Origin of the sequence: Neobacillus citreus (genome assembly GCF_018343545.2) — a bacterium.
GTDB lineage: Bacteria > Bacillota > Bacilli > Bacillales > Cytobacillaceae > Neobacillus > Neobacillus citreus.
The window spans coordinates 1-22,078 of sequence record NZ_JAGYPE020000021.1 but is presented as its reverse complement, the minus strand read 5'-3'; the positions used below and the strand labels follow the sequence as shown (position 1 = coordinate 22,078).

Annotated in this window: 27 protein-coding genes; 5 read left to right on the top strand and 22 right to left on the bottom strand. The window is 41.6% G+C overall.

Annotated features, from left to right (window positions below):
• Positions 1-138 precede the first annotated feature (138 nt).
• Both KHB02_RS13155 and KHB02_RS13150 read left to right on the top strand, forming a co-directional pair.
• On the top strand, positions 139-306 hold the full coding sequence (locus KHB02_RS13155; RefSeq protein ID WP_213144783.1) for a hypothetical protein: 168 nt from the start codon (positions 139-141) through the stop codon (positions 304-306).
• Between the two features lie 122 nt (positions 307-428).
• Positions 429-2,231, top strand: a complete 1,803-nt coding sequence (locus KHB02_RS13150) for a M3 family oligoendopeptidase (RefSeq protein WP_213144782.1) — start codon at positions 429-431, stop codon at positions 2,229-2,231.
• A gap of 430 nt (positions 2,232-2,661) precedes the next feature.
• On the opposite strand, the gene KHB02_RS13145 is transcribed toward KHB02_RS13150, so the two are convergent.
• From KHB02_RS13145 to KHB02_RS13135, 3 genes are read right to left on the bottom strand one after another with little or no spacing between them, the layout of a single operon-like run.
• A complete protein-coding gene (locus KHB02_RS13145) occupies positions 2,662-2,802 on the bottom strand; it encodes a YrzI family small protein (RefSeq protein ID WP_213144781.1) in 141 nt (46 codons plus the stop codon).
• Positions 2,803-2,841: 39 nt separating this feature from the next.
• Positions 2,842-2,982: a YrzI family small protein gene (locus KHB02_RS13140; protein ID WP_213144780.1), complete on the bottom strand. Its 141-nt coding sequence runs from the start codon at positions 2,980-2,982 to the stop codon at positions 2,842-2,844.
• 36 nt (positions 2,983-3,018) lie between these two features.
• Positions 3,019-3,159, bottom strand: coding sequence for a YrzI family small protein (locus KHB02_RS13135; protein ID WP_213144779.1), 141 nt, complete (start codon positions 3,157-3,159; stop codon positions 3,019-3,021).
• A gap of 525 nt (positions 3,160-3,684) precedes the next feature.
• Between KHB02_RS13135 and KHB02_RS13130 the strand changes: the two genes are divergently transcribed.
• On the top strand, positions 3,685-3,945 hold the full coding sequence (locus KHB02_RS13130) for a YrhC family protein (RefSeq protein ID WP_213144778.1): 261 nt from the start codon (positions 3,685-3,687) through the stop codon (positions 3,943-3,945).
• A 154-nt stretch (positions 3,946-4,099) separates the two neighbouring features.
• On the opposite strand, the gene KHB02_RS13125 is transcribed toward KHB02_RS13130, so the two are convergent.
• Together KHB02_RS13125 and mtnN are read right to left on the bottom strand one after the other, a co-directional pair.
• Positions 4,100-4,279 carry a hypothetical protein gene (locus KHB02_RS13125; RefSeq protein ID WP_241113845.1) on the bottom strand — a complete coding sequence of 60 codons (180 nt, stop codon included), beginning with the start codon at positions 4,277-4,279 and terminating at the stop codon, positions 4,100-4,102.
• Positions 4,280-4,469: 190 nt separating this feature from the next.
• Positions 4,470-5,162 carry a 5'-methylthioadenosine/S-adenosylhomocysteine nucleosidase gene (gene mtnN, locus KHB02_RS13120; RefSeq protein WP_213144777.1) on the bottom strand — a complete coding sequence of 231 codons (693 nt, stop codon included), beginning with the start codon at positions 5,160-5,162 and terminating at the stop codon, positions 4,470-4,472.
• A 189-nt stretch (positions 5,163-5,351) separates the two neighbouring features.
• On the opposite strand from mtnN, the gene KHB02_RS13115 reads away from it, so the two are divergent.
• Positions 5,352-5,555 carry a YrzA family protein gene (locus KHB02_RS13115; RefSeq protein ID WP_213120089.1) on the top strand — a complete coding sequence of 68 codons (204 nt, stop codon included), beginning with the start codon at positions 5,352-5,354 and terminating at the stop codon, positions 5,553-5,555.
• Between the two features lie 30 nt (positions 5,556-5,585).
• Here KHB02_RS13115 and KHB02_RS13110 read toward each other — a convergent pair whose 3' ends face one another.
• From KHB02_RS13110 to KHB02_RS13035, 16 genes are all read right to left on the bottom strand, one after another.
• Positions 5,586-6,254 carry a YrrS family protein gene (locus tag KHB02_RS13110; RefSeq protein WP_213144776.1) on the bottom strand — a complete coding sequence of 223 codons (669 nt, stop codon included), beginning with the start codon at positions 6,252-6,254 and terminating at the stop codon, positions 5,586-5,588.
• Between the two features lie 96 nt (positions 6,255-6,350).
• A complete protein-coding gene (locus KHB02_RS13105; RefSeq protein WP_213144775.1) occupies positions 6,351-8,099 on the bottom strand; it encodes a peptidoglycan D,D-transpeptidase FtsI family protein in 1,749 nt (582 codons plus the stop codon).
• A gap of 66 nt (positions 8,100-8,165) precedes the next feature.
• Complete coding sequence (gene greA / locus KHB02_RS13100; RefSeq protein ID WP_213144774.1) at positions 8,166-8,642, bottom strand: transcription elongation factor GreA; 477 nt, start codon at positions 8,640-8,642, stop codon at positions 8,166-8,168.
• 165 nt (positions 8,643-8,807) lie between these two features.
• Positions 8,808-9,443, bottom strand: coding sequence for a uridine kinase (udk, locus tag KHB02_RS13095; RefSeq protein WP_213144773.1), 636 nt, complete (start codon positions 9,441-9,443; stop codon positions 8,808-8,810).
• 1 nt (position 9,444) lies between these two features.
• Positions 9,445-10,713, bottom strand: coding sequence for a peptidase U32 family protein (locus KHB02_RS13090; protein WP_213144772.1), 1,269 nt, complete (start codon positions 10,711-10,713; stop codon positions 9,445-9,447).
• 24 nt (positions 10,714-10,737) lie between these two features.
• Positions 10,738-11,667, bottom strand: a complete 930-nt coding sequence (locus KHB02_RS13085) for a peptidase U32 family protein (protein WP_213144771.1) — start codon at positions 11,665-11,667, stop codon at positions 10,738-10,740.
• Between the two features lie 2 nt (positions 11,668-11,669).
• Positions 11,670-12,314: an O-methyltransferase gene (locus KHB02_RS13080; protein ID WP_213144770.1), complete on the bottom strand. Its 645-nt coding sequence runs from the start codon at positions 12,312-12,314 to the stop codon at positions 11,670-11,672.
• Between the two features lie 232 nt (positions 12,315-12,546).
• Complete coding sequence (mltG, locus tag KHB02_RS13075; RefSeq protein WP_213144769.1) at positions 12,547-13,671, bottom strand: endolytic transglycosylase MltG; 1,125 nt, start codon at positions 13,669-13,671, stop codon at positions 12,547-12,549.
• A gap of 180 nt (positions 13,672-13,851) precedes the next feature.
• Complete coding sequence (locus tag KHB02_RS13070) at positions 13,852-14,154, bottom strand: DUF1292 domain-containing protein (RefSeq protein ID WP_213120080.1); 303 nt, start codon at positions 14,152-14,154, stop codon at positions 13,852-13,854.
• A gap of 12 nt (positions 14,155-14,166) precedes the next feature.
• Positions 14,167-14,583, bottom strand: coding sequence for a Holliday junction resolvase RuvX (gene ruvX / locus KHB02_RS13065; RefSeq protein ID WP_213144768.1), 417 nt, complete (start codon positions 14,581-14,583; stop codon positions 14,167-14,169).
• 3 nt (positions 14,584-14,586) lie between these two features.
• On the bottom strand, positions 14,587-14,853 hold the full coding sequence (locus KHB02_RS13060) for an IreB family regulatory phosphoprotein (protein ID WP_066311816.1): 267 nt from the start codon (positions 14,851-14,853) through the stop codon (positions 14,587-14,589).
• 55 nt (positions 14,854-14,908) lie between these two features.
• Positions 14,909-17,548 carry an alanine--tRNA ligase gene (gene alaS, locus KHB02_RS13055; protein WP_213144767.1) on the bottom strand — a complete coding sequence of 880 codons (2,640 nt, stop codon included), beginning with the start codon at positions 17,546-17,548 and terminating at the stop codon, positions 14,909-14,911.
• Positions 17,549-17,881: 333 nt separating this feature from the next.
• Complete coding sequence (locus tag KHB02_RS13050; protein ID WP_213144766.1) at positions 17,882-18,961, bottom strand: AI-2E family transporter; 1,080 nt, start codon at positions 18,959-18,961, stop codon at positions 17,882-17,884.
• Positions 18,962-19,054: 93 nt separating this feature from the next.
• Positions 19,055-19,189 (bottom strand): YrzQ family protein, encoded by a 135-nt coding sequence (locus KHB02_RS13045; RefSeq protein ID WP_213144765.1) that lies wholly within the window; start codon positions 19,187-19,189, stop codon positions 19,055-19,057.
• Positions 19,190-19,211: 22 nt separating this feature from the next.
• On the bottom strand, positions 19,212-19,403 hold the full coding sequence (locus tag KHB02_RS13040; RefSeq protein ID WP_213144764.1) for a hypothetical protein: 192 nt from the start codon (positions 19,401-19,403) through the stop codon (positions 19,212-19,214).
• Positions 19,404-19,415: 12 nt separating this feature from the next.
• Complete coding sequence (locus tag KHB02_RS13035; RefSeq protein ID WP_213144763.1) at positions 19,416-19,892, bottom strand: PRC-barrel domain-containing protein; 477 nt, start codon at positions 19,890-19,892, stop codon at positions 19,416-19,418.
• Positions 19,893-20,040: 148 nt separating this feature from the next.
• Between KHB02_RS13035 and KHB02_RS13030 the strand changes: the two genes are divergently transcribed.
• Positions 20,041-20,733 carry an N-acetylmuramoyl-L-alanine amidase gene (locus KHB02_RS13030; RefSeq protein ID WP_213144762.1) on the top strand — a complete coding sequence of 231 codons (693 nt, stop codon included), beginning with the start codon at positions 20,041-20,043 and terminating at the stop codon, positions 20,731-20,733.
• A gap of 34 nt (positions 20,734-20,767) precedes the next feature.
• Here the strand turns inward: KHB02_RS13030 and recD2 are convergent.
• Positions 20,768-22,078: SF1B family DNA helicase RecD2 (gene recD2, locus KHB02_RS13025; RefSeq protein WP_241113844.1), on the bottom strand; the 1,311-nt coding region annotated here is incomplete at its 5' end.

Here is a 22,078-nt window from a genome sequence, read left to right as displayed (position 1 = left end):
ATTAATTCTTATCACTTATAACTCAGCCTTAGTATCATTGTCAAATAATCAGTTTATAGACATTCATTCAGCAGGTGCCTACTCATGAAGGCATACAACCACATAGACTATTAAAAACAGGAAAAGGGGGTGTGTTAGATGGCTTTTGGTTACCCATACGCCCCCGCAGGCTTCGGGGCTCCCTATGCTGCATATTCAGCCCCTTGCGCACGGCGCGGCTGGATTTGGTTTGCAGTTGTGATTATCCTTTTTATACTGCTGTTAATCTTCTTCGCCTGGTGGTGGTTTAGCTGTTTTTATTATTAAACTTTTTGTAGCTTATGCGTTTTGGCATAAGCTTTTTCTATTATCGTCTTGCCATTTTGATGGAATTTTTTGAAAAATAACAATATAATTAAGAACGTACATATAAAAAAGGAGGTCCCATTATGGCAGCGGTTACATATTCGGATATTTGGAATCTTGATGTGTTTTTTAAAGGAGGAAGCGATTCCCCGGAATTGCAGAATCACCTGAAGCAAACCGAAGAATTGATTAACCTTTTCCATACAAAAGTAAATAACTGGACACCAAGCAACTCTGCCCAGGACAGTGCATTCCTGCAGGAGGTGCTTCATGACTTTGAGAAAACTGGAAAAAAACTCCGTCAGGCAGGTGCATTTATCGGATGCCTGCTGGCACAAAATACCGAGGATAAAAAGGCGTACGCACTTGATGCACAGGTTACCGAATTAAGTGCAGCCTTCCAAACAGCGCTTGGAGCTTTTCACAATCTGCTGACAACAATAGACGATAAAGTATGGGATAACATTATATCTTTAGCTTCTTTAAAGGAACTTGGCTTTATTTTATCGGAATGGCGTGATCGGGCTAAAGAGAAGCTTTCAAAAGAAGAGGAAGCACTCATTAACGCTCTTGGTGTCGACGGCTATCACAGCTGGGGGCAATTATATGACTTAATCGTCAGCAAAATCAAAGTTCAATATACCGACGAAAATGGTGAGGAAAAACAGCTATCTGTCGGTCAGGCTTTCAATAAATTCTCCAACCCAGACAGAGAAATCCGACAAGCTGTTTTTGAAAACTGGGAGAAGGCATGGGGCGATCAGGCAGACTTCTTGGCAAAAACCTTAAATCATCTCTCCGGATTCCGTTTAAATGTATACAAAAAACGGGGCTGGGATGAGGTGTTTAAAGAACCCCTTAGCATCAACCGAATGAAAAAAGAGACGCTTGACACCATGTGGGCGGTCATCACAGAAAACAAGGAAAAACTCGTGAAATATTTAGAGCGGAAGGCACAGCTCCTTGGCCTTGAAAAGTTAAGCTGGTATGACCTTGATGCCCCATACGGCACAACAGAATCCAAACTTTCTTATCAGGAAGGCGCCCAATTTATTGAAGAAAACTTTGCAAAATTCGGCGAAAAGCTTTCAGCATTTGCCAAAATGGCGTTTGAGGAGCAGTGGATTGAAGCAGCAGACCGGCCAGGCAAAGCACCAGGCGGATTCTGTACCTATCTGCCAGAGAGCGAACAATCCCGCATTTTCATGACATACTCGGGTACGCCGTCAAATGTCTCCACATTAGCCCATGAGCTCGGACACGGCTTCCATACGTACGCAATGAGAGGCGTCCCGCATATCAACCGCTTATATGCGATGAACGTGGCCGAAACTGCCTCCACGTTTGCTGAGATGATTGTGGCCGACGCTTCTGTTAAGAGTGCGAAAAATGAGGATGAAAAGCTGGTTCTCCTTGATGATAAGATTCAAAGAACCGTTGCCCTGTTGATGAATATCCATGCCCGCTTCCTGTTTGAAACCCGTTTTTACGAAGAAAGAAAGCAGGGACCTATTTCTGTTGAACGGTTAAATGAGGTAATGTTAGAAGCACAAAGGGAAGCGTACTGTGACGCCCTTGAGGAGTATCATCCATTATTCTGGGCATCAAAGCTGCATTTCTTTATTACAGGTGTTCCGTTCTATAACTTCCCTTATACATTTGGGTATCTTTTCTCATTGGGGATCTACGCACAGGCACTAGCGGAAGGGAAAGGCTACGAAGAAAAATACATTTCCTTGCTGCGTGATACAGCATCCATGACAGTTGAAGACCTTGCAGCGAAACATCTTCAGGTAAACCTGACAGAAAAGGATTTCTGGGAAAAAGCTGTAGGTATCTGTTTGGATGACATCGATGAATTCTTGGAGCTGACTGAAGGAAAATAATTAGCATAATAAAAGCATCGGCCAATTGGCCGATGCTTCTTTGTTATTCAACAACACTGATCTCAGCAGAGATTACACAGCCAATTGCACCTGTAATAACAAAGGCCAATGCTACCATGAACATCTTCCCCACCCCTTAATGGATACTGCTTTCTTACCTTCAATTTATCATATTTTCACAGTATCTAACTTTGGGAAATGTGAACATTATGTTAACAAACTTCAATCCTCAAAATGAAATTATGATTCCTTTTTATTAGACTTAAAAATAAGCGACAAAAGCAAAATATGCAGCGGCATACCGACTACCTCCCTATCCGAAATTCCCTTGGCTAAGTGGTATCTTTCAAAACCCAGAAATAAGCTCCTCTTCCCTGCATTAAATAAATCATTATAAAAACCACCTTTCATTATTTAAATTTTGTTCCACTTACATAACACGGTACATTGATATTTGCCGGTCTTTGTTTTCTTCGTAAAGCTTGTTAATCCTTTCTTGATTAAGAGCTTCATCAAGGCTTTCTTTTCTTTTTGAAATCGTAATCGTTAAAAACAATATATTCAGGGTCATGATTATCACTTCCTTTAGTTTAAACCCTTTAAATTTCCCTTACATTAGCTGGTGCATAGAAATCTGACGGTCCTTGTTCTGCTCATATAACCGTTCAACCATCTCCTGCTGGACAGCCTCTTCTAGACTAATTTCTCTTTTTTTGAATGTAACAGTTACAAAGAATAGATTTAAAGTCATTCTCATTCACCTTCCTTTCTGCAGCCAAATTCTTGATTACATGAAATTATGCATAGAAATCTGGCGATCCCTATTTTGTTCGTAAAGCTTTTCAACCATTTCCTGCTGAGCGGCTTCCTGCAATGTTACTTTTCTTTTTCGAATTGTGATGGTGAAGAATAAAATATTCAGTGTCATGTTTGATCACCTCCTTATAAAGTTATTTCTGTTAGTCCAACAACATTTTCAGATTATGCAGAACATATCCAAAGTGCTAGTGAAAAGGGCACAAAAAGGCCGCAAGAAGATAGTTCCTTGCGGCCTTTCCCCGAAAAATGGGCACAAAAATACCGCAAGGCGTCATTCTCCCTGCGGCATGGATATGTAGATGCAAATTAACACACTAAGCAATCCATTCCAATCTGGTCGAATGCATGATATTCAAATATTCAGTTTCAGCCATTGCATTTGGAACACAACTCGTTACATTAATCGCTAATAACATTACCTTCGACCTCCTTTTTGGAATTTTTTACTTGCTACGGTAATTATATCCACATACAAGTGGTTTGTAAACCACTTTTTAGAAATTTATTTCAAAAATAGTCAAATACCCCAGGATATTAAGTGTTAGGCATCTTTTCAAGAATTTACTAACTGTTTATCGGAAATCTGTATGGTAAAGTGGTTTAGTAGATTTTTAAAAGAAGGGGTGAATCAGCTGTGAAGCAGAAAACGCGGAGTCTTTATGAGAAGGTGGTTGATTTTAAGCGGTACGGAACTGTTTTATTGGCTGTGGGGATCTTTTTCTTTATTGGCGTCATTATTCCGTCCGATACAAAAACGGATATGGATTTAAATATATGCATTCTATCCTCTATGTCCTTCTTGGCCGCATCGATACTATTCTTTACTTTTTCCAAGCAATGCGAAATGAAATTGCTAGAGATAGAGGATGGACAGGATTATTACTCGAAGAAATAAGCGCCTCTGCTGTGAATTAAAGGGTTCCTTTTTTGAGGTGCTTCTCTAAAAATAAGGGCCGAAATGACAGTGGTATTGGAATCGTTATTGGTATTTAAAAAAGTAAAACTCGCCATAGGAATTGGCGAGTTTCTTTATTAGTAAAACCAAAACCTTATTTATATAAAACCTCACTTACTTCACCGTTCTCTTGGAAAAACTCACTCCTCATTAAATATGATGCCTTGTCCTTAATCGAGTAATCAGCAAAAGTAAAATAAGCGAAGGTTTTCCGGTTAAATACAGAAATGAGCTCGTTTTGGGGTAAATAAGGGAAGAATTTCCGGTTATGCAAAGAAAAATCCCCCATTTTTGAATTTATCGAGTCAATAACCGAAAATTTTCCGTCTATTTAAGCCTTTTTTAATAACAATCACTAAATAAGCGAAATTTTTCCGTCTATTTTTCAGTTCGGGTGCTTAACCTGATCCCCAACCGATAAGTGCGGATCCTCTCGATCCTATGAGGAGCTTTTTCTTAAAAGGCTATAAAGCCTTAACCATTTTCATAACTAAGGTTGCCGAATTTGTGGCTGCTTTATCGATAAACTGATCAAAGGAAATTTCTGACTCTTTTCCGGCAATATCCGAAAGGGAACGAATAATTACAAATGGAACACCAAACCGAAAGGCGACCTGCGCAATCGCTGCTGCTTCCATTTCCACTGCCTGTAGATTTTTAAATTTCCCGCGGATAAATTCCACTTTTTTAGGGTCCTCCATAAAGGAATCGCCTGTTGCAATTAAACCTCTGACAATCTGGAAATTTTCCAACTCCCCTGCTGCTGCTTCGGCAATCGACATTAACTTTTCATCAGCCAAGAAAGCTGCCGGCAGCTGGGGTACTTGGCCATATTCATAATCAAAAGCCGTTACATCAACGTCGTGGTGGCGCACTTCTGTTGAAATGACTGCATCTCCCACATTCAGGTCTGGATTTAAACCGCCAGCAGAACCAGTGTTGATGATGCAATCTGGCTTATATTTATCCAATAGAATGGTTGTAGACATGGCGGCATTTACCTTACCAATGCCTGAACGTAACAGGATGACATCCTTGCCGTGCATTTTCCCAAAGGTAAATTCACAGCCAGCTACTTCTTCTTTTGTTTGTCCTTCAATATGGTCTCTTAGTAAGGTTACTTCCTCTTCCATTGCACCAATGATAGCAATTTTCATATGTATAAACCTCTCTCCTAAAAGCTTTTGCTTTATTTTTCGCTTAAACGATTGTTTTATTATTTTTCTTCAAATTGTTACATCGTATCCGCAAACATCATTGTACCTTTTTTGCTGACAGCTTTCTATCAAATCATTGATTTAGAATAAATATTTCATTAGAATTATGCATGGAAGGAGGTTGTATAGATGAATTTTCAACTTGATTTTATTGAAGATAAAGTGGAGTTTTTTGAAGCCGGAGATTTAAAAACGCTGGAAAAGAAAATCGCGAACCAAATCGAGGTCAACAAAGGAATCCTGCTGGGGGTCCACTCCGTTTCCCATCAAGTCCATGTGAATGAAAAAGGACAAACCTACTTTTCGGCAGTGGTCCATTTTAAAAAGAAATAGGATGGAACCGGTTATGGCCCATCCTGCTCACTATTGCTGGATTTCCGCTAATTCTTCGACCCTTGTCGGCATCCAGCCTTGGCCATCAACCCACTTGATATATACATTATATTTCTGCTGTTTATCCTTGGATGCAACTGTAGCAAAGGATGCATTAGCAGTGGTTTTATCCCGGCCGAGCCAGTAAACAGTCATATTGCCAGAATCCAGCCCAGTTGCATAGGAGACGGCCTTTAGCATTTCCTGCCAATCAACTGAAGATTGATCGTAGACAGCTGTATGTTCTCCTGTTTGCGTTGTACCTACTGGCTTCCAAGCTGGATTTTCAATGGTTTTTACCACATTAGGCGAAGTCCCTCCATCAGTAATAACAGCCTGTGAATCATCAGCATTTTCTGGTGCTGTGGCTTCCTCGCTTTGTTTTTCATCTTCCTCTTTGGCTGCTTTATCTTCTGAAGGCTTTTCCTTTTTCTTGGTCTCTTCAGCTTTTTTCTCTTTAGGTGCCGCCTGTTTTTGTTCTTGTTTCGGCGTTTCCTGTTTAGTCACAGCTTTCTCGTCACTTCCAGATGCAAAAATATTATAAGCTACCAAAATTATTAAGGCCAGGACAATGATAATTAAACTATTTAAGACAATATTCGTTTTTTTTCTTTTGGCACGGTAAGTAGACCGTGAATTTTGCTTGAAATCATTATTCAAAAATCATCCCTCCTAAAAAGCTAGGCTGTGAATATTTTAACATGATTTCAAAACAACTTGAAGGAATTTCCTCGATTTAGAAGTGAATTAAACCCATTATTCCTGCTCGGATAGCCTTTTCACCATATCGGCAAATAATAAATTTACCCCTCCTTCATTTTCTGTCACATCCAAATTAACGGTTACTAGTGCATATTTTGGATTCTGATAGGGAAAATAGCCTGCAAACCACTTATTATGCAGCTGCTTGCCATCCTCATATTTACCAGTTTCAGCTGTACCGGATTTTCCCGCCACCTCATATGGGAGTTCCTTAAACCAGCGGCCCGTCCCATTTTGGTTCAATACGACCTCTCTCAGTAATTTTTGTAGTTTCATCGCCGTATATGGGGAAATGGAATCGCCTTTAAGCGGCTGTTCAGGGAAATTAACCATCGTAGTTCCGTTTTTATACTCTATTTTTGAAACGGCGCGGACCGATTCTTTCTTGCCGCCCCTAGCGATGCTCGCCATCATATTGGCAACAGCCAGTGGAGTTGCCCTGACCTCATTCTGGCCAATTCCAGACATTGCGGCAAAGTTCGGATCCTTTCTAGCCTCATCGGACAGAAAGACCCTGCCCTTGTCTTCATTATCAAACTGTTTGAAATCACTTGTATGATAAACGTCTCCCTGCCAACCGACAGAACCCGTTAAAGACAATTTCTCTGCATACACTTCCAAAAGATTTGGGTCGATCTTTTGCAGCTCCTTCGCCAGTTCACCAAAGGTGCGATTACAGCTTCTGGCAAAACTATCCGTAAAATTTAACATGCCGTAATCATATTTTAATTCCGGTTTGCCATTGATTTTTTTACTGCAGTCAAACAGTCTGTTTGGATCATCAAGATTATGGTCAATTGCGGCCGCCGCAACAACTGTTTTAAAAACAGAACCCATGATTTGCTGCTTCAGCATTCTATTAGTAATGCCTGTCCCGCTGTAAGGATCCTTCTTATTGACGTCAGGCCTTGAAACCATAGCCAGTACACTGTTATCCTCGATGTTCAGCAGAACCAGTCCACCTTTTTTAATTTGATACTTATCAACCAGCTCCTCGGCTTTTTGCTGAATTGTTTTATCAATGGTTGTCCGAACATTGACAGGATAAAATGGATTAGCCGGGTCAACATATTTTACGTTTATGCCAAATAAAGGCGCCCCTCCCCCGTCTACGTGGTAGACAAGCTTCGATTTCCCTTCAGGAAGCAGGAATTCATCAAAGCTTTCCTCAAGCCCAGAAACACCTATTAAGGTTTTCTCGGACAGCTCTTTATTAGGATAGCGCTTTTGCAATTCGGCTGCATTTTCTCCTGTCAGTCCAAGCAATTGTTCTGCCGGCACATTGGCCCGTTCAAATTTCTTCTCTATCGCAAATACGCCAGGTATGTTTAACGCATTGATTCTTTCCATCTGTGAAGGTGTCAATTCAATTGGGGCCGGGTCACCATAGGCAAATGGCTTTTGCGCTGAATCCACCGCATTTTTCAGAGCAAATTCCGATATGCCTGAGATGTCGGACACCTTTTTAATATCCCAGTCCAACTTTTTTAGGAATGGGAATAAGACAAGTACACTGACTTTTTTATGTGTCAGCATGGTGCCGTTTCGGTCCAGAAAGTTCCCCCTCCCATTATCAATCACCAGTTCCTGTGTCCTCTGCTGGACGCTGTCTTCAAGCAAATTCACATTATGCTTGGAAAAGGTTTCCGTCTCAAACAATTGAATTTGCATAAGACGCCCCATTAAAAGCATAAAGCAAACGATACAAATTATAAGCCAGCCTTTTGCTCTTCTTCTCCACATAAAAAACACCTCGTCAAAAGTTTTGACGAGGTTTAGCGTTTTCAAACTATTCAGGCTGATTTTTCCTTATTTTATACTAACAATGCGGACACTCATCTCGCCGCCAGGGGTTTGGACAGATACTTGGTCCCCTACCTTTTTGCCCATTAAGCTCCTGGCAATTGGAGAGTCGTTGGAAATTTTCCCTTCGAACGGATCTGCCTCTGCACTACCGACAATCGTATAGGTTTCTTCATCGCCGTCCGGAAGCTCAACAAATGTTACTGAGCTGCCTAGAGACACAGTATCCCCTGCCAATTCACCTTCACTGATAATCTTGGCATTGCGGATCATATTTTCTAACGTAGTGATTCTGCCTTCAACAAAAGCTTGCTCTTCTTTAGCAGAATCGTACTCGGAGTTTTCAGATAAATCCCCAAAACTTCTGGCGATTTTAATTCTTTCTACTACCTCTTTACGCTTAACCGTTTTTAAATATTCAAGTTCCTGTTCTAATTTTTCTTTTCCTGCCTGAGTCATTGGAAAAACTTTTTCTGCAGCCAAAACCCTCACTCCTTCTGGTCTCACAACCCCATAGATTGTGTATGTATGATATGTAAGCATTATGCCAATTGGCAAAAAATTGATAGCAGCGCGTCCTATTATAGGGCGCGCAGCTAATATTCATCCATTTTGTGGACATTTTTAGGATTATCACTTGCTATTGTTTCATAAAAATGACTTTTGTTCAAGAATTGTTTGAATTTTTGTGACCATTAAATCAATCGCCACATGATTATGCCCGCCCTCAGGAATAATGATATCTGCATAGCGCTTGGTCGGCTCAATAAATTGGTTATGCATCGGGCGGACAACATTGACATATTGGTCTATAACCGAATCAAGTGTACGCCCGCGTTCCTGAATATCGCGCTGGAGGCGGCGGATAATACGAATATCCGCATCGGTATCGACGAATAATTTAATATCCATTAAATCACGGAGCCGCTCGTCCTCAAGAACCAAAATTCCCTCTAAGATGATAACATCCTTCGGCTCTACATCAATCACCTGGTCAGAGCGTGTATGAATGGAATAATCATATACCGGCTTTTCAATCGGCTCATACCTCAAGAGCTGTTCGATATGCTCGATAAGTAAATCCGTATCAAAGGCAAGCGGATGATCATAATTCGTTTTTAACCGCTCCTCAAACGGCAGATGGCTTTGGTCTTTATAATAATAATCCTGTTCAAGCATTAAAATCGAGTGACCCTTAAAGCTTTCATATATCGCTTTTGACACACTCGTTTTACCGGAGCCTGACCCTCCGGCAACACCGATCACAACCGGCCTATGCATCATGCTAGTTCTCCTTTCGCATCATGTTGTTAAGATAAACCGGTTTGTCCATTTTAAATCGTACAATTTGAAGCGGATGTCTTGCCGCATCCAATTCATTTCCTTTTTCATCCCAAACCTTATCGATTACATGGGTAAAGTTCTCAATTTCTGGTCCAAAGAATTCAACTTCATCACCAGGTTTGAAGTGATTACGCTGCTGCAGGGTAACCATTTGCGTTTCATTGTCATAATCCAAGACAAGACCGACAAATTCAAAACTAGTCTTTTTGCTATGATTACCAAACATTTGCTCTTTATACCCGGGAACACCCTCGAAAAAGGCCGTAGCCGTTTCACGGTTGGCACATTTATCAAGCTCTTCAAGCCATTCCTTCTTAATCACAAAATTATCAGGATCCGCACAGTACGCATCAATCACTTTTCGGTAGACACTTACGACAGTGGCAATATAGTGAATGGACTTCATCCGTCCTTCAATTTTCAAGCTGTCGATGCCCAGCTCAATCATTTTCGGAATGGACTGAATAAGGTTTAAATCCTTCGGACTCATCGCGAATGGAGAATCACCCTCAACAAATAAGGCATTTTCATCCATGCCCTCTAACTGATACAAGTCATAATCCCAGCGGCATGATTGACAGCAGCCGCCGCGGTTAGAATCGCGGGCTGTCATGTGATTAGAGAGAGTACAACGGCCGGAATAAGCGATACACATCGCTCCATGGATGAAGGTCTCAATTTCAATATCCACCTTCTCCTTCATTTCACGGATTTCTTCCGCACTTGTTTCCCGGGCCAACACGACACGCTCAAGCCCCTCTTCCTGCCAGAATTGAATGGCTTTCCAGTTAGAAAGAGATTGCTGTGTGCTTAAATGAACTTCAATTTCAGGTGCAAGCCTGCGGCAGGTTTCAATAATCAGCGGGTCTGCCACGATAATTCCCGCAATTCCCGCGTCTTTTAGTCCTAGAATATATTCTTCCAGACCGGGAATATTTTCATTATGAGCATAAATATTAGTGGTTACATAAATTTTAGCCCCGTACTTTTTCGCAAACTCTACGCCTTCTTTGATTTCTTCTTGAGAGAAATTGTCGGCATTGGAGCGCAGTCCGTATTCCTGTCCGCCGATAAATACGGCATCAGCACCATAATGAACAGCAATTTTTAATTTTTCAAGATTGCCTGCAGGAGCTAGGAGTTCCGGCTTTTTGACAATGACGCGTTTTCCATCAATAATCTCTGAAATCTTATCTTTTACAGTACTCATGATTTGAACTCCTCCCTTTCTGAATTAGTAAACTGTCTCTTTAAAATAGAATCCTGTATCTAATGGGCGGTTAGCCGGCTGGATTTGTTCAATCGCCTCTAACAGCTCGTCCTTTTTGTCCTCATAATTGTCCGAGTCTTCAAAATAAAGGTCAATGGCTTCGCGGTATAATTTTGTAACAGCTAAAATATATTCCGGACTCTTTAAGATTCCATCAATTTTAAACGAATCAACTCCGGCCTCAAGCATATCCTGCAGCTCATCGATAATGCAGATATCATTTGGGCTCATAATATGAGTTCCATTTTCATCTTCAAAAATCGGGTATTTGTTCTCGCGTTCATTATCGTGGAGGAACATATTCTTTTGCTGTTTGCGGTTTTCGATTTCCATGACTTTGCCTTGGTACTCAAAATAGTTGCCTAAGAGCGAACGCTTCGATTGAAACATGCAGCTCATTCCATGAACGAGAACTTCAATTTCAACCTCTGCTTGTTCCTTTATTTCCACGATTGAATCCATGTTAATTTCGCGGGCAAGGACTGCTCTTTTCGCTCCTTTTCTGCCCCAATAGTTACAGGTATACCAGTTGGTACCAGTTGTCTCGGTGCTCCAATGCAGCTTCATTTCCGGAGCTGTTTCTTTTGCAGCCATTAATACAGCCGGATCGCCAAATATAATAGCATCAGCCTTTGCATCAGATACAAAGCGAATATAATCGTTCAGCTCTGGAAGTTTATCATTATGAAAAATGGCATTCATAGCCACATATACTTTTTTTCCTTTTGAGTGAGCCAGTTCAATAGCTTTTTGCACGTCACTTCGAGTAAATTCCCCTGCAAGTCTCAAGCCGTACCGCTGCTCCCCAACAACAAAGGCATCAGCCCCTGCCTCTGCCAATGGCAAAATGTCATCAACAGAAATGGGAGTTACCAATAGTTCTGTCTTTTTCATTTTCATTCACCTCTTCGTTTACTGATTGCGACCCCATCACCGACTGGGAGAATAACCGTATCAAAATCCTTATGATTCATTAACCAGCGGTTAAATTCGTCTATTTTTTTGACAAGGTTCCGCGTCCTTTTAGATTCTATTTCCGATTCTGCAACAAGTCCTTTAAACAAGACATTATCCGTAATAATCAAACCGTCTGCTTTTAAATATTTTGAGTAAATTTCAAAGAATTTTTGATATTGCCCCTTAGCCGCATCAATAAAAATAGCATCGTAGGGAGCATGGCCTCTTACACGCTCTTCAACATCCAGCGCATCTCCTTCGATGAGAAATATATTTTCATGGTAATCGGACCTAGCAATAAATTCTTTTGCTAATTGAATGCGTTCTTCATCCCGCTCAATCGTGATAATATTCGAATCCGGAAGTGCAAAAGCCATTCTCAATGCAGAGTAGCCAATGGCGGTGCCCACTTCAAGGATATTTTTGGCACCATGGATTCTTAGCATTTGAATCATCGCTTCCATTCCGGCCAGCTCCATGATTGGAACATGATGCTCGTTGGCATAACTCTCCATTTCCATTAACAAAGAATGACGCTCCGGAATTAGACCTTCTATATAAGAATGCAGCTTTTCATTTAACAAGCTGCTTCACCTCAATCCTTTTAAACTGCATTGTTGCCAAAATATAGCTCTTTAGACATAAAAAATAGCGTTCACAGAAAAACAACGAACCGAGCGATATTCATTCGGACCATTGACACTGGCAGTAAACCGCCAAAATAACCTGTGAGTGACGCTATAGATACCTTATGAAACACTTTAGTATTCTACCATAAAAAAAGAGGGAATGCGAATAATTCCCTCGGGTGACGTACTATTTTTTACTGGAAATATGCTTGGCTTTTTCCTGATTGTGTTCTTCTAGCGTTTTAGTGAAAATAACCGTGCCGTCCGCGGTTGCCAGGAAATAATAATAATCCGTTTGTTCCGGTTCTAACGCAGCTTCGATGGAAGATTTTCCTGCATTAGCAATAGGGCCTGGTGGAAGTCCGGGATTTTTATACGTATTGTAAGGAGAATTGACTTCCAAATCCTTATAGACCACTCTTTCCTTATGCTTACCTTGGGCATATAGAACGGTTGGATCCGTCTGCAGCGGCATCCCCTTTTCCATCCGATTATAAAAGACGCTGGAAATCTTTTTTCGGTCAGCTTTCTCCGTGGCCTCTTCCTCGACCAAGGATGCCATTGTAAGGAGCTGATGAACGGACAGCTTTTTATCTTTCGCCTCATCTGTGTAGTCAGCTAGAACTTCTCTCGTTTTATCAAGCATGGCTGTAACCATTTCCTCAACAGATGGATTCGGTTTAAAGAATGGATAGGTGGCTGGATATAAATACCCCTCTAGCGGGTACATGATTGAAGGGTTCAAGATTTCATTCGTTAGAATATCAGGGTATTTTGCCATTAATGTTTTTATAAATTCTTTATCATTCAATTTGGCAAGTACCTGGGCTTCATCCTGATTTGTTGCCTTCGCCATAATGGCGGCAATTTCCTTCAGCTGTTTTCCTTCTGGTATTGCAATTTTAAACGATGCTTTGGCAAGGACCTTGCCTGTTTTCAAGCGGCTGACAATTTCAGGAACATCCATGGAAGGACTTAATTGATAGTCCCCCGCCATAAAGCCGCCTTCATTTTTGAGCTTTACATAATATTTGAATACCTTGGCATCCTTAATGATCCCGTTTTGCTCAAGCCTTTCACCTATCCCAGTTACTGAGGAGCCAATCGGAATTTCCACATTTTTCTGCACTTTGCTGCTAGAATCTACGGGTTTAAGTGCTGATTGTATATAGAGGTATCCCCCGCCGCCAATGAGGACGATGGTGACCGCCAATATAATCGTAATAATTAACACAATTCTTCTGACGATTCGTGCTTCACTCTGATGTTCGAGCATTTTTTGCTGAATTACATGTTTCTTGTCTTCTGTCATCTAATTTCCCCCCTCCCTGTTAGCTCGGGTGCTTTATTTATTCTTTAATAAACTTGAACCATGTCGTAATAATTTCAGCATAAGGTAGGAAAAATGTCAATTTTACATTTAATTTGTCGACGGAAATTTGACGATAAAAAAATAAAGGAACCAGCTTTGTCAGCTGATTCCTCCTGAGTGTTATTCCTCTTCTTCTTCATCTTGGATGAAGGTATTGTATACTTCTTCAATGATGTCCCATTCTTCATCGGTTGTGACAGGTGATAATTCTCCAATTTCGCCTTCTTCAGTAGGGATGTAGGAATAGGCGTGGACAACGACTTCCTCATCATCCTCTGCCTCACCAACCGGATAACATAAAACGTATGACTTTTCGAATTCATCAGATTCAAAGGTAAACAGAATTTCAAATAACTCCTCGTCACCGTTTTCATTGATCAGGGTAATATATTGTTCATCATCATAATGGTGTTCGTGCGCCATTTTTTCACCTCATTATTTTTTACTATCCAAATAGCCTTGAAGAATCATGGCGGCCGCCATTTTATCTATGACTTTCTTCCGCTTTTTCCTGCTGACATCTGCTTCAAGCAGGATTCGTTCTGCTGCCATAGTGGTCAGCCGCTCGTCCCATAAAACGGTTTGAACGGCAAACCGGCGTTCCAGTTCTTCCGCATAATACTGACTTGCCTCTCCTCGCGGTCCGATTGTACCGTTCATATTCTTTGGCAAGCCTACTACTACAGTATTAATTTGATTTTCGTTGATTAATTGGCCAATTTCCTCAAAACCGAACTGTTTTTTTTCTTCATCAATTTTGAGTGTTTTCAGGCCTTGCGCTGTCCACCCAAGTTCATCACTTAAGGCGATTCCAACTGTCTTTGAACCTACATCTAAACCCATTAAACGCATTGATTAACCCTCTCGCTGCTGTTTTAAATACGATTTTACCAGTTCTTCAATGATTTCATCCCGTTCCAGCTTACGGATGATATTGCGGGCATCGCGATGACGCGGAATGTAGGCTGGGTCTCCAGATAATAGGTAACCGACAATTTGATTAATAGGGTTATACCCTTTTTCCTTTAATGCCTCATACACTTGAAAAAGAACATCATTGACATCATGTTCAAAAGGCTCTTCAGGAAAATTAAATCTCATTGTTTTATCAAATGAGCTCATGAACGTGCACCTCGAATTGGAATTGTTACCTACATTTTACACTACTTTGTCCTTATTACAAAACAGATTTTACCCATTCTTCGACAAAGGATAGCGCTGAATCCAGTTTTTCAGGGTCCTTGCCGCCTGCCTGAGCCATATCCGGGCGGCCGCCGCCGCCGCCGCCGCACTTGGCAGACACTTCTTTAATTAACTTGCCGGCATGGTAACCTTGTTCAATTAAATCCTTTGTAACGGCTGCAATTAAATTCACCTTGCCATCTTGGGCGCTTCCCAATACAATCACTGCAGAACCGAGCTTTTGTTTCAAATCGTCAGCCATGTTTCGCAAGTTGTTCATATCCTGCGCTTGAACTTTTGCGGCTAAGACAGTAACTCCATTGATTTCTTTTGCTTTGTTGACCAGATTTCCTGCCTCAATATTGCCAAGCTTAGCAGAGAGCGATTCATTTTCTCTTTGAAGGTGTTTGATTTCAGCCAGTAAACCATCAATTCGATGCCCCACTTCTTTTGGAATAACCTTCAATTTCTCCGCAGCATCCTTTAACATGCCAACCTGCTCATTTAAAGCTTTGTAAGCTGATTCGCCGGTAACAGCCTCAATGCGCCTTGTGCCGGCACCAATTCCACCCTCAGAGACGATTTTAAACACGCCGATAACAGATGTGTTTGGAACGTGGCAGCCACCGCACAGCTCCAGACTGTAGTCGCCAACCTTGACGACGCGAACGATGTCGCCGTATTTTTCACCGAACAGGGCCATTGCTCCCATTGCTTTTGCTTCAGCAATTGGCTTCTGGCTAATATCCACTTCGATGCTGCTCCAGATTTTTTCGTTGACAATCTTTTCGATTTGCTCCAGTTCTTCTGGTTTAATTTGACCAAAATGCGAGAAGTCAAAGCGTAGACGATCCGGTTCGACAAGTGACCCTGCCTGATTCACATGCTCCCCTAATACATCCTTTAACGCACGATGCAATAAGTGGGTAGCTGTATGGTTCTTAATGATTTTCACACGGTTTTCCGGATCCACCTGGGCAGTTAACTGCTGGTTTGTCTTTATTGTTCCGCTTTGCACTGTAACTTTATGAAGGTTCTGGCCGTTTGGCGCTTTTTGAACGTCTTTAACTGAAACTATTGTCCCATCGCCTTGAATGACACCGCGGTCAGCAATCTGTCCACCGCTTTCCGCATAGAACGGAGTAACATCAAGAATAAGCTGAACTTCTTCACCGCTTGAAGCCTCATCCACCAGTTCGCCATTTTTAATAATTGCTAAAACTGTGGAGTTTGTGGTCTGTTCATTATACCCAACAAACTTACTTTCAACGGTAATATCTCTTAATACGCCGCCTTGAACCTGCATCGAATTTTCATCGTGACGGGCCGCACGGGCACGTTCCCGCTGGACTTCCATTTCTGCCTCAAAGCCATCGTGGTCAACCTTCATGCCTTCTTCTTCGGCATATTCTTCAGTCAATTCAACTGGGAAACCATACGTATCATAAAGACGGAAAACATCTTCACCAGAGATGATGTCGCTGCCTTTTTCCTTTTCCTTCTTAATAACGCTTGCTAAAATCGCTAAGCCTTCATGAAGGGTTTCATGGAAGCGTTCTTCTTCCGTTTTGATGACTTTCTGAATAAATTCAGCCTTATCCTTTACTTCCGGATAGAAATCATGCATGATTTCACCTACAACCGAAACAAGCTCATACATAAATGGACGATTGATGTTGATTTGCTTAGCGTACCGGACAGCACGGCGGAGCAAGCGTCTTAGCACATAGCCGCGGCCTTCATTTGATGGCAGCGCTCCGTCACCAATCGCAAAGGCTACGGTTCGGATATGATCAGCAATCACTTTGAAAGCTTCATCCTGACCCTTCTCGACACCATATTTTACGCCGGAGATTTCTTCAGTCGCCCGAATAATCGGCATAAACAGGTCTGTGTCAAAGTTAGTCGGAACATTTTGCACGACTGATGCCATCCGCTCTAGTCCCATACCGGTATCAATGTTTTTCTTTGGCAGCGGTGTATATGTACCGTCAGGATTATGGTTAAATTGAGAGAACACAAGGTTCCAAACCTCTAAGTAGCGTTCGTTTTCCCCGCCAGGATACAATTCTGGATCGTTAATGTCATTTCCATACTCAGGTCCGCGGTCATAGAAAATTTCCGTATTTGGACCACTTGGGCCTTCGCCGATATCCCAGAAGTTCCCTTCAAGACGGATAATCCGCTCCTCTGGAATGCCGATCTTGTTATGCCAAATTTCATAGGCTTCATGATCTTCAGGATGAATCGTCACAGAAAGAAGTTCTTTTTCAAAACCAATCCATTTTTCGTCCGTTAAAAACTCCCAAGCCCACTCAATGGCTTCCTCCTTGAAATACTCACCGATAGAGAAGTTCCCAAGCATTTCAAAGAAAGTATGGTGACGGGCAGTTTTGCCGACGTTTTCAATATCATTAGTCCGAATCGATTTTTGAGCATTTGTGATTCTTGGATTTTCAGGCACGACACGGCCATCAAAATATTTTTTTAAGGTTGCGACACCGCTGTTAATCCACAACAATGACGGATCATCATGGGGAACTAGAGATGCGCTTGGCTCAACATGGTGACCTTTTTCCTCATTAAAAAATTGTAAAAACATCGAGCGAATTTGCGATCCAGTTAAATTTTTCATATTTTATACCTCCTTTATTTTAAAAAAGCACACAAAAAAGCCCTCATCCCAAAACAGGGACGAGAGCATATCTCGCGGTACCACCCTGATTATGGATACAAAAACTGCACCCATCTCTCAAAAGCCTTTAACGCAGGTCTTACGGCAGTGGTTAGCTGCACTCCGGATTAGCGTTCTGTTATCCTTCATCCAGAACCCCTTTCAGCCAAGGGGGCCCCTCTCTTCAGCGCATGATGCGTTACAGATGGTCTATAACATACTTGTTCCTTCTTCATTTTAATCAATATTATCTATGACGAATTATAGCTAGTACTGACTTAGTTTGTCAAATACCTATGGAGATGTTTCATTACTTCGGGCAGCGATAAAGTGATTTTTTGCATGAATGATGCCAACCTTCAGAATCGCTACCACCGGAACCGCTAAAATCAACCCTAAGATCCCGCCAATCTCACCGCCTGCTGTCAGTGCCGCCATGATGACTAAGGGATGCATATGAAGGCTTTTACCCACAATATAGGGCGATAGGATATTACCTTCGAGAAACTGCAATCCAAATACAATAATCAGCGTGATAATAACCAATTTCACCGAGATCGTTGCTGCCACAATTACCGCTGGAACAGCACCGATGATGGGGCCAAAATAGGGGATGACATTTGTCGCTCCTACAATCATTCCTAACAATAAGGGATACTTTAAATCAAACACCCAGAAAAGAAGAGACGAGACTGTTCCGATAATGACACAAACAAGCAGCTGGCCCCTAATGTATCTGCCAAGTGAATCGTCAACATCCTTTAGAAACAGGGTTCCTCTTTTCCGCCATTTTTTAGGTGTCATATACCAAACACTTCGTTTAATTAGGGCAAAATCCTTCAGCATATAGAAGGTGATAAAAGGGATAATCAGCAAAAGTGCTGCTGAATTTAACAATTGACCTAAATAGCCAACAATAATAGATAAAAGAGAATCAAGTCTTTTCTCAAAGGCATCAATGCCGTCATTGATTCTCGTTTGCAGTCCGTCAGGCCATTCTCTTGTATGGGATTGGAGAGTACGAATCCAATCTCGATACTGCTCAGCGTAAACAGGGGCACTTTCCGAAAGGTCTTTTATTTGATCTATGACTGCTGGAATCCCCTTATAAAGGGTAAACCCAAGTCCACCAAAAAATATGACATAAATGAGCAGAATGGCAATGCCACGATGAAGTCCTTTTTCATGCAATTTTTCAACTATCGGATGCAGCAAATAGGTGATAAATCCAGAAATGACAAACGGAAGTGCAATAATGATGGCCACTTTTACAACCGGCAACCAGACAAAACGTATTTTAAGAAATACGTAAATGACAATTAATAAAAGGAGAGAAAAACCGATTCGGTAATACCATTTCATACGAATATCCAACGCCCGTGCCCTCCTTTAGTGGTTATTTTTGGAGACTCGGTAAATAAATATTCATTAAAAATCCCCCTCTTCATGTGAGGGGGACCTAAGCATTTAAAATATCGCTCGTTTTACTTTTCTCTGCATTCTTTTCATTTGCCGGCCTGACATCAAATTATTTCTTTGCGCCAAATTATAAGCAGCCATCCCGGCACCAAAAGCAACCATGGTCGTCATCATTTTGTTCATACGTTTCACCTCTTATTTGGATTTAGAGTGTGTAACGACGTAATTCTTCTTCAAACAAATCGTCTAATGAACTTAAGGTTCCGTCTTCCTCGACTTGATGGGTATTGATAATTCCTTTAGCAACAGACAATTCAATAAAACAGTTCCAGCAATAGTATTGATTGATACCGATTTTTCCGATATCCTTGCTCGCACAATTGGGACACTTAAGCATGGAAAAGACACCTCACGTTTGATTAACGTCAACGATAATGGCATCTTTTCCAACCGTTAAGGGTTTCTCGGACTGAATTACCTGTTTCCCATCAGTGATATCTGAAAAGAAGCCATCCGTGATTTCGTACCCTACGATTGTTCCCACTTCTTCCTGAAAGTATACATCTTTTAACAATCCGAGCGACTGGCCGCTATTGGAAAGCATCATCATCCCTTCAAGTGAATGCTGATGGTTCAATGTAAACTCAGGAGTTTCTTTCAGCTTTTCTAAGCTGCCAGCATCCTCAATCATGACCCCATCCCAGCCAAAGGAAGAAACCTTCTGAATGTCCAAGAAACAGGATTGTTTGAAGAAAACGCCTTTTTTAATCAATAGGCCTTTGACGGTTCCGTTTTTTGAAATGCAAAGATCGCAAACCTCGCCGATTTTCGTTCCTCTTTTCGTTTCAAAAACCGGCTGCCCCTTCAATAAGGAAAATGTTCGCAAAGAGTATCCCACCTCCTTCGAACAATCTTAGTTTCCGTTATCTTTCATCAATTCATAAGGTGAAACGTTTTCCATAAAGAGCTGTTTGGAATAAGAAAGGTTGTTTAACAAACAATGTAGAAAAGAGGTTAAAGCAGAGGTCGAAGAAATGAAAAAAAATCTAATCTTTTTTAGTTTAATTTTTATCATGATGATTACTATTTTCCCTTCCCGTGCACTTGGGGCGGCTACACATGGACAATATATTTTGATGACTAGAGAGGAATTTAAGGATTGGTTATTTCAAAATAAATTTACCAGAAATATAAACCTCATCCAGCAGCATCATACCTGGCTTCCGTCCTACAAGCAGTTTTATGGGAATAATCATTTTAAAATGCTCGAGAGCATGGAAAATTTCCATGTGAAGCAAAGAGGCTGGAAGAATATCGCGCAAAACTTAACAACGTTTCCTGATGGAAAGGTTGCAGTGTCCAGACCGTTTGACGTTGCCCCGGAAGGCTCGATTGGCCCGATCGCTAACACAACCGGAATCATGATTGAAAATGTCGGAAACTTCGATATCGGCCATGATGTGATGACAGCTGAGCAAAAAGAAACGATTGTTTACATCACGGCTGCACTTTCCTTAAGATTCGGACTGACTCCCTCCATTGACAGTATTACCTATCATCATTGGTGGAATGTAAAAACGGGTGAGCGAGTTCTAGACAGAGGTCCGGATTACAATGTAAAAACCTGCCCGGGAACAGGTTTTTTCGGGGGTAACTCGACTACCGACGCCATCAATAATTTTTACCCGCTTGTGTCTCGAAAAATACAGGAACTATCAAGTAAATGAATGAAAAAAGGACCCATCCGGGGTCCTTTTTCATTTAGCTGCCAGTTTTCTCCATGAAATCATATGGCGTTATATTTTCCATCCCAATCATCGGATTGACGGCCATTAATTCTTCCTCAAGAGACAATTTGCTCTGTTCTTGGTCCTTTTGAGGCTCGGCTGTTATATCGCCAATGGCAATGGTTTCCTGAAGTTTTTCACAAAGTGTGGTCAGTCTTGACATTTCATCCGCCCGCGCAACCCCCATTTGCAGTGCATCGACCTCTCCGCATAATATCAAGGATTGTTTACTTCTTGTTATCGCCGTATAAATTAAATTCCTTTGCAGCATTCTGTAATAACTTCTAGTTACAGGAAGAATGACAATCGGAAATTCACTTCCCTGTGATTTATGGACCGAGCAACAATAGGCATGGGTAATTTGCGTCAAATCCTGCTTTGTATACTCCACTTCATTGCCTTCAAAGGAAATATAAATCATATCCTGTTTTTCGGTATTTTCCTTTGCATAGATGATGGAGATGATTTCCCCGATATCGCCATTAAACACATTATTCTCAGGCTGGTTGACTAGCTGAAGAACTTTGTCGCCAATCCGGTACTTAACATCGCCAAATTGGATTTCTTTTCTTTTGCCATCCGGGTTTGGGTTAAAGATTTCCTGCAGGAGCAAATTTAATCGGTCAATCCCGGCTGGACCCCGGTACATTGGGGCTAGGACCTGAATATCCTTTGCCGTATAACCCTTATTTTTCGCATTTAATGCGACCTTTTCGATTACTTCTGCAATTTGTGCGGTAGTACATCTGATAAAGGAACGATCAGCTTGTTTTTGGGTTATGTCAGCCGGCAAATGTCCCTTTTTGATTTCATGCGCCAGTTCAATAATAGAGGAGCCTTCCGCCTGGCGGTAGATATCCGTTAACCGTACTGTCGGGATTCGCTCCGATCTTAGTAAATCCTTTAAAACCTGACCAGGGCCGACAGACGGCAGCTGGTCTTCGTCACCAACCATGATGACTTGAATGTTTTCCGGCAACGCTTTGAAGAGTTGATTCGCGAGCCAAATATCGAGCATCGAGGTTTCATCAACAATGAGAATTTTCCCTTCAAGCGGGCTCCCGTCATCACGATCAAAGCCTTCCGTCCCGTTAAAGCCGAGCAGACGGTGTATGGTGACAGCAGGCAATCCAGTAGATTCACTCATCCGTTTCGCTGCTCTCCCGGTAGGTGCCGCAAGCAGAAACGGAAATGGTTCGTCCTTTTTTTGATAATCCTTTATTTCCAAGGAGCAGCCGTGGAGCTCTCCATAAAGCTCGACAATCCCCTTGATAACGGTCGTTTT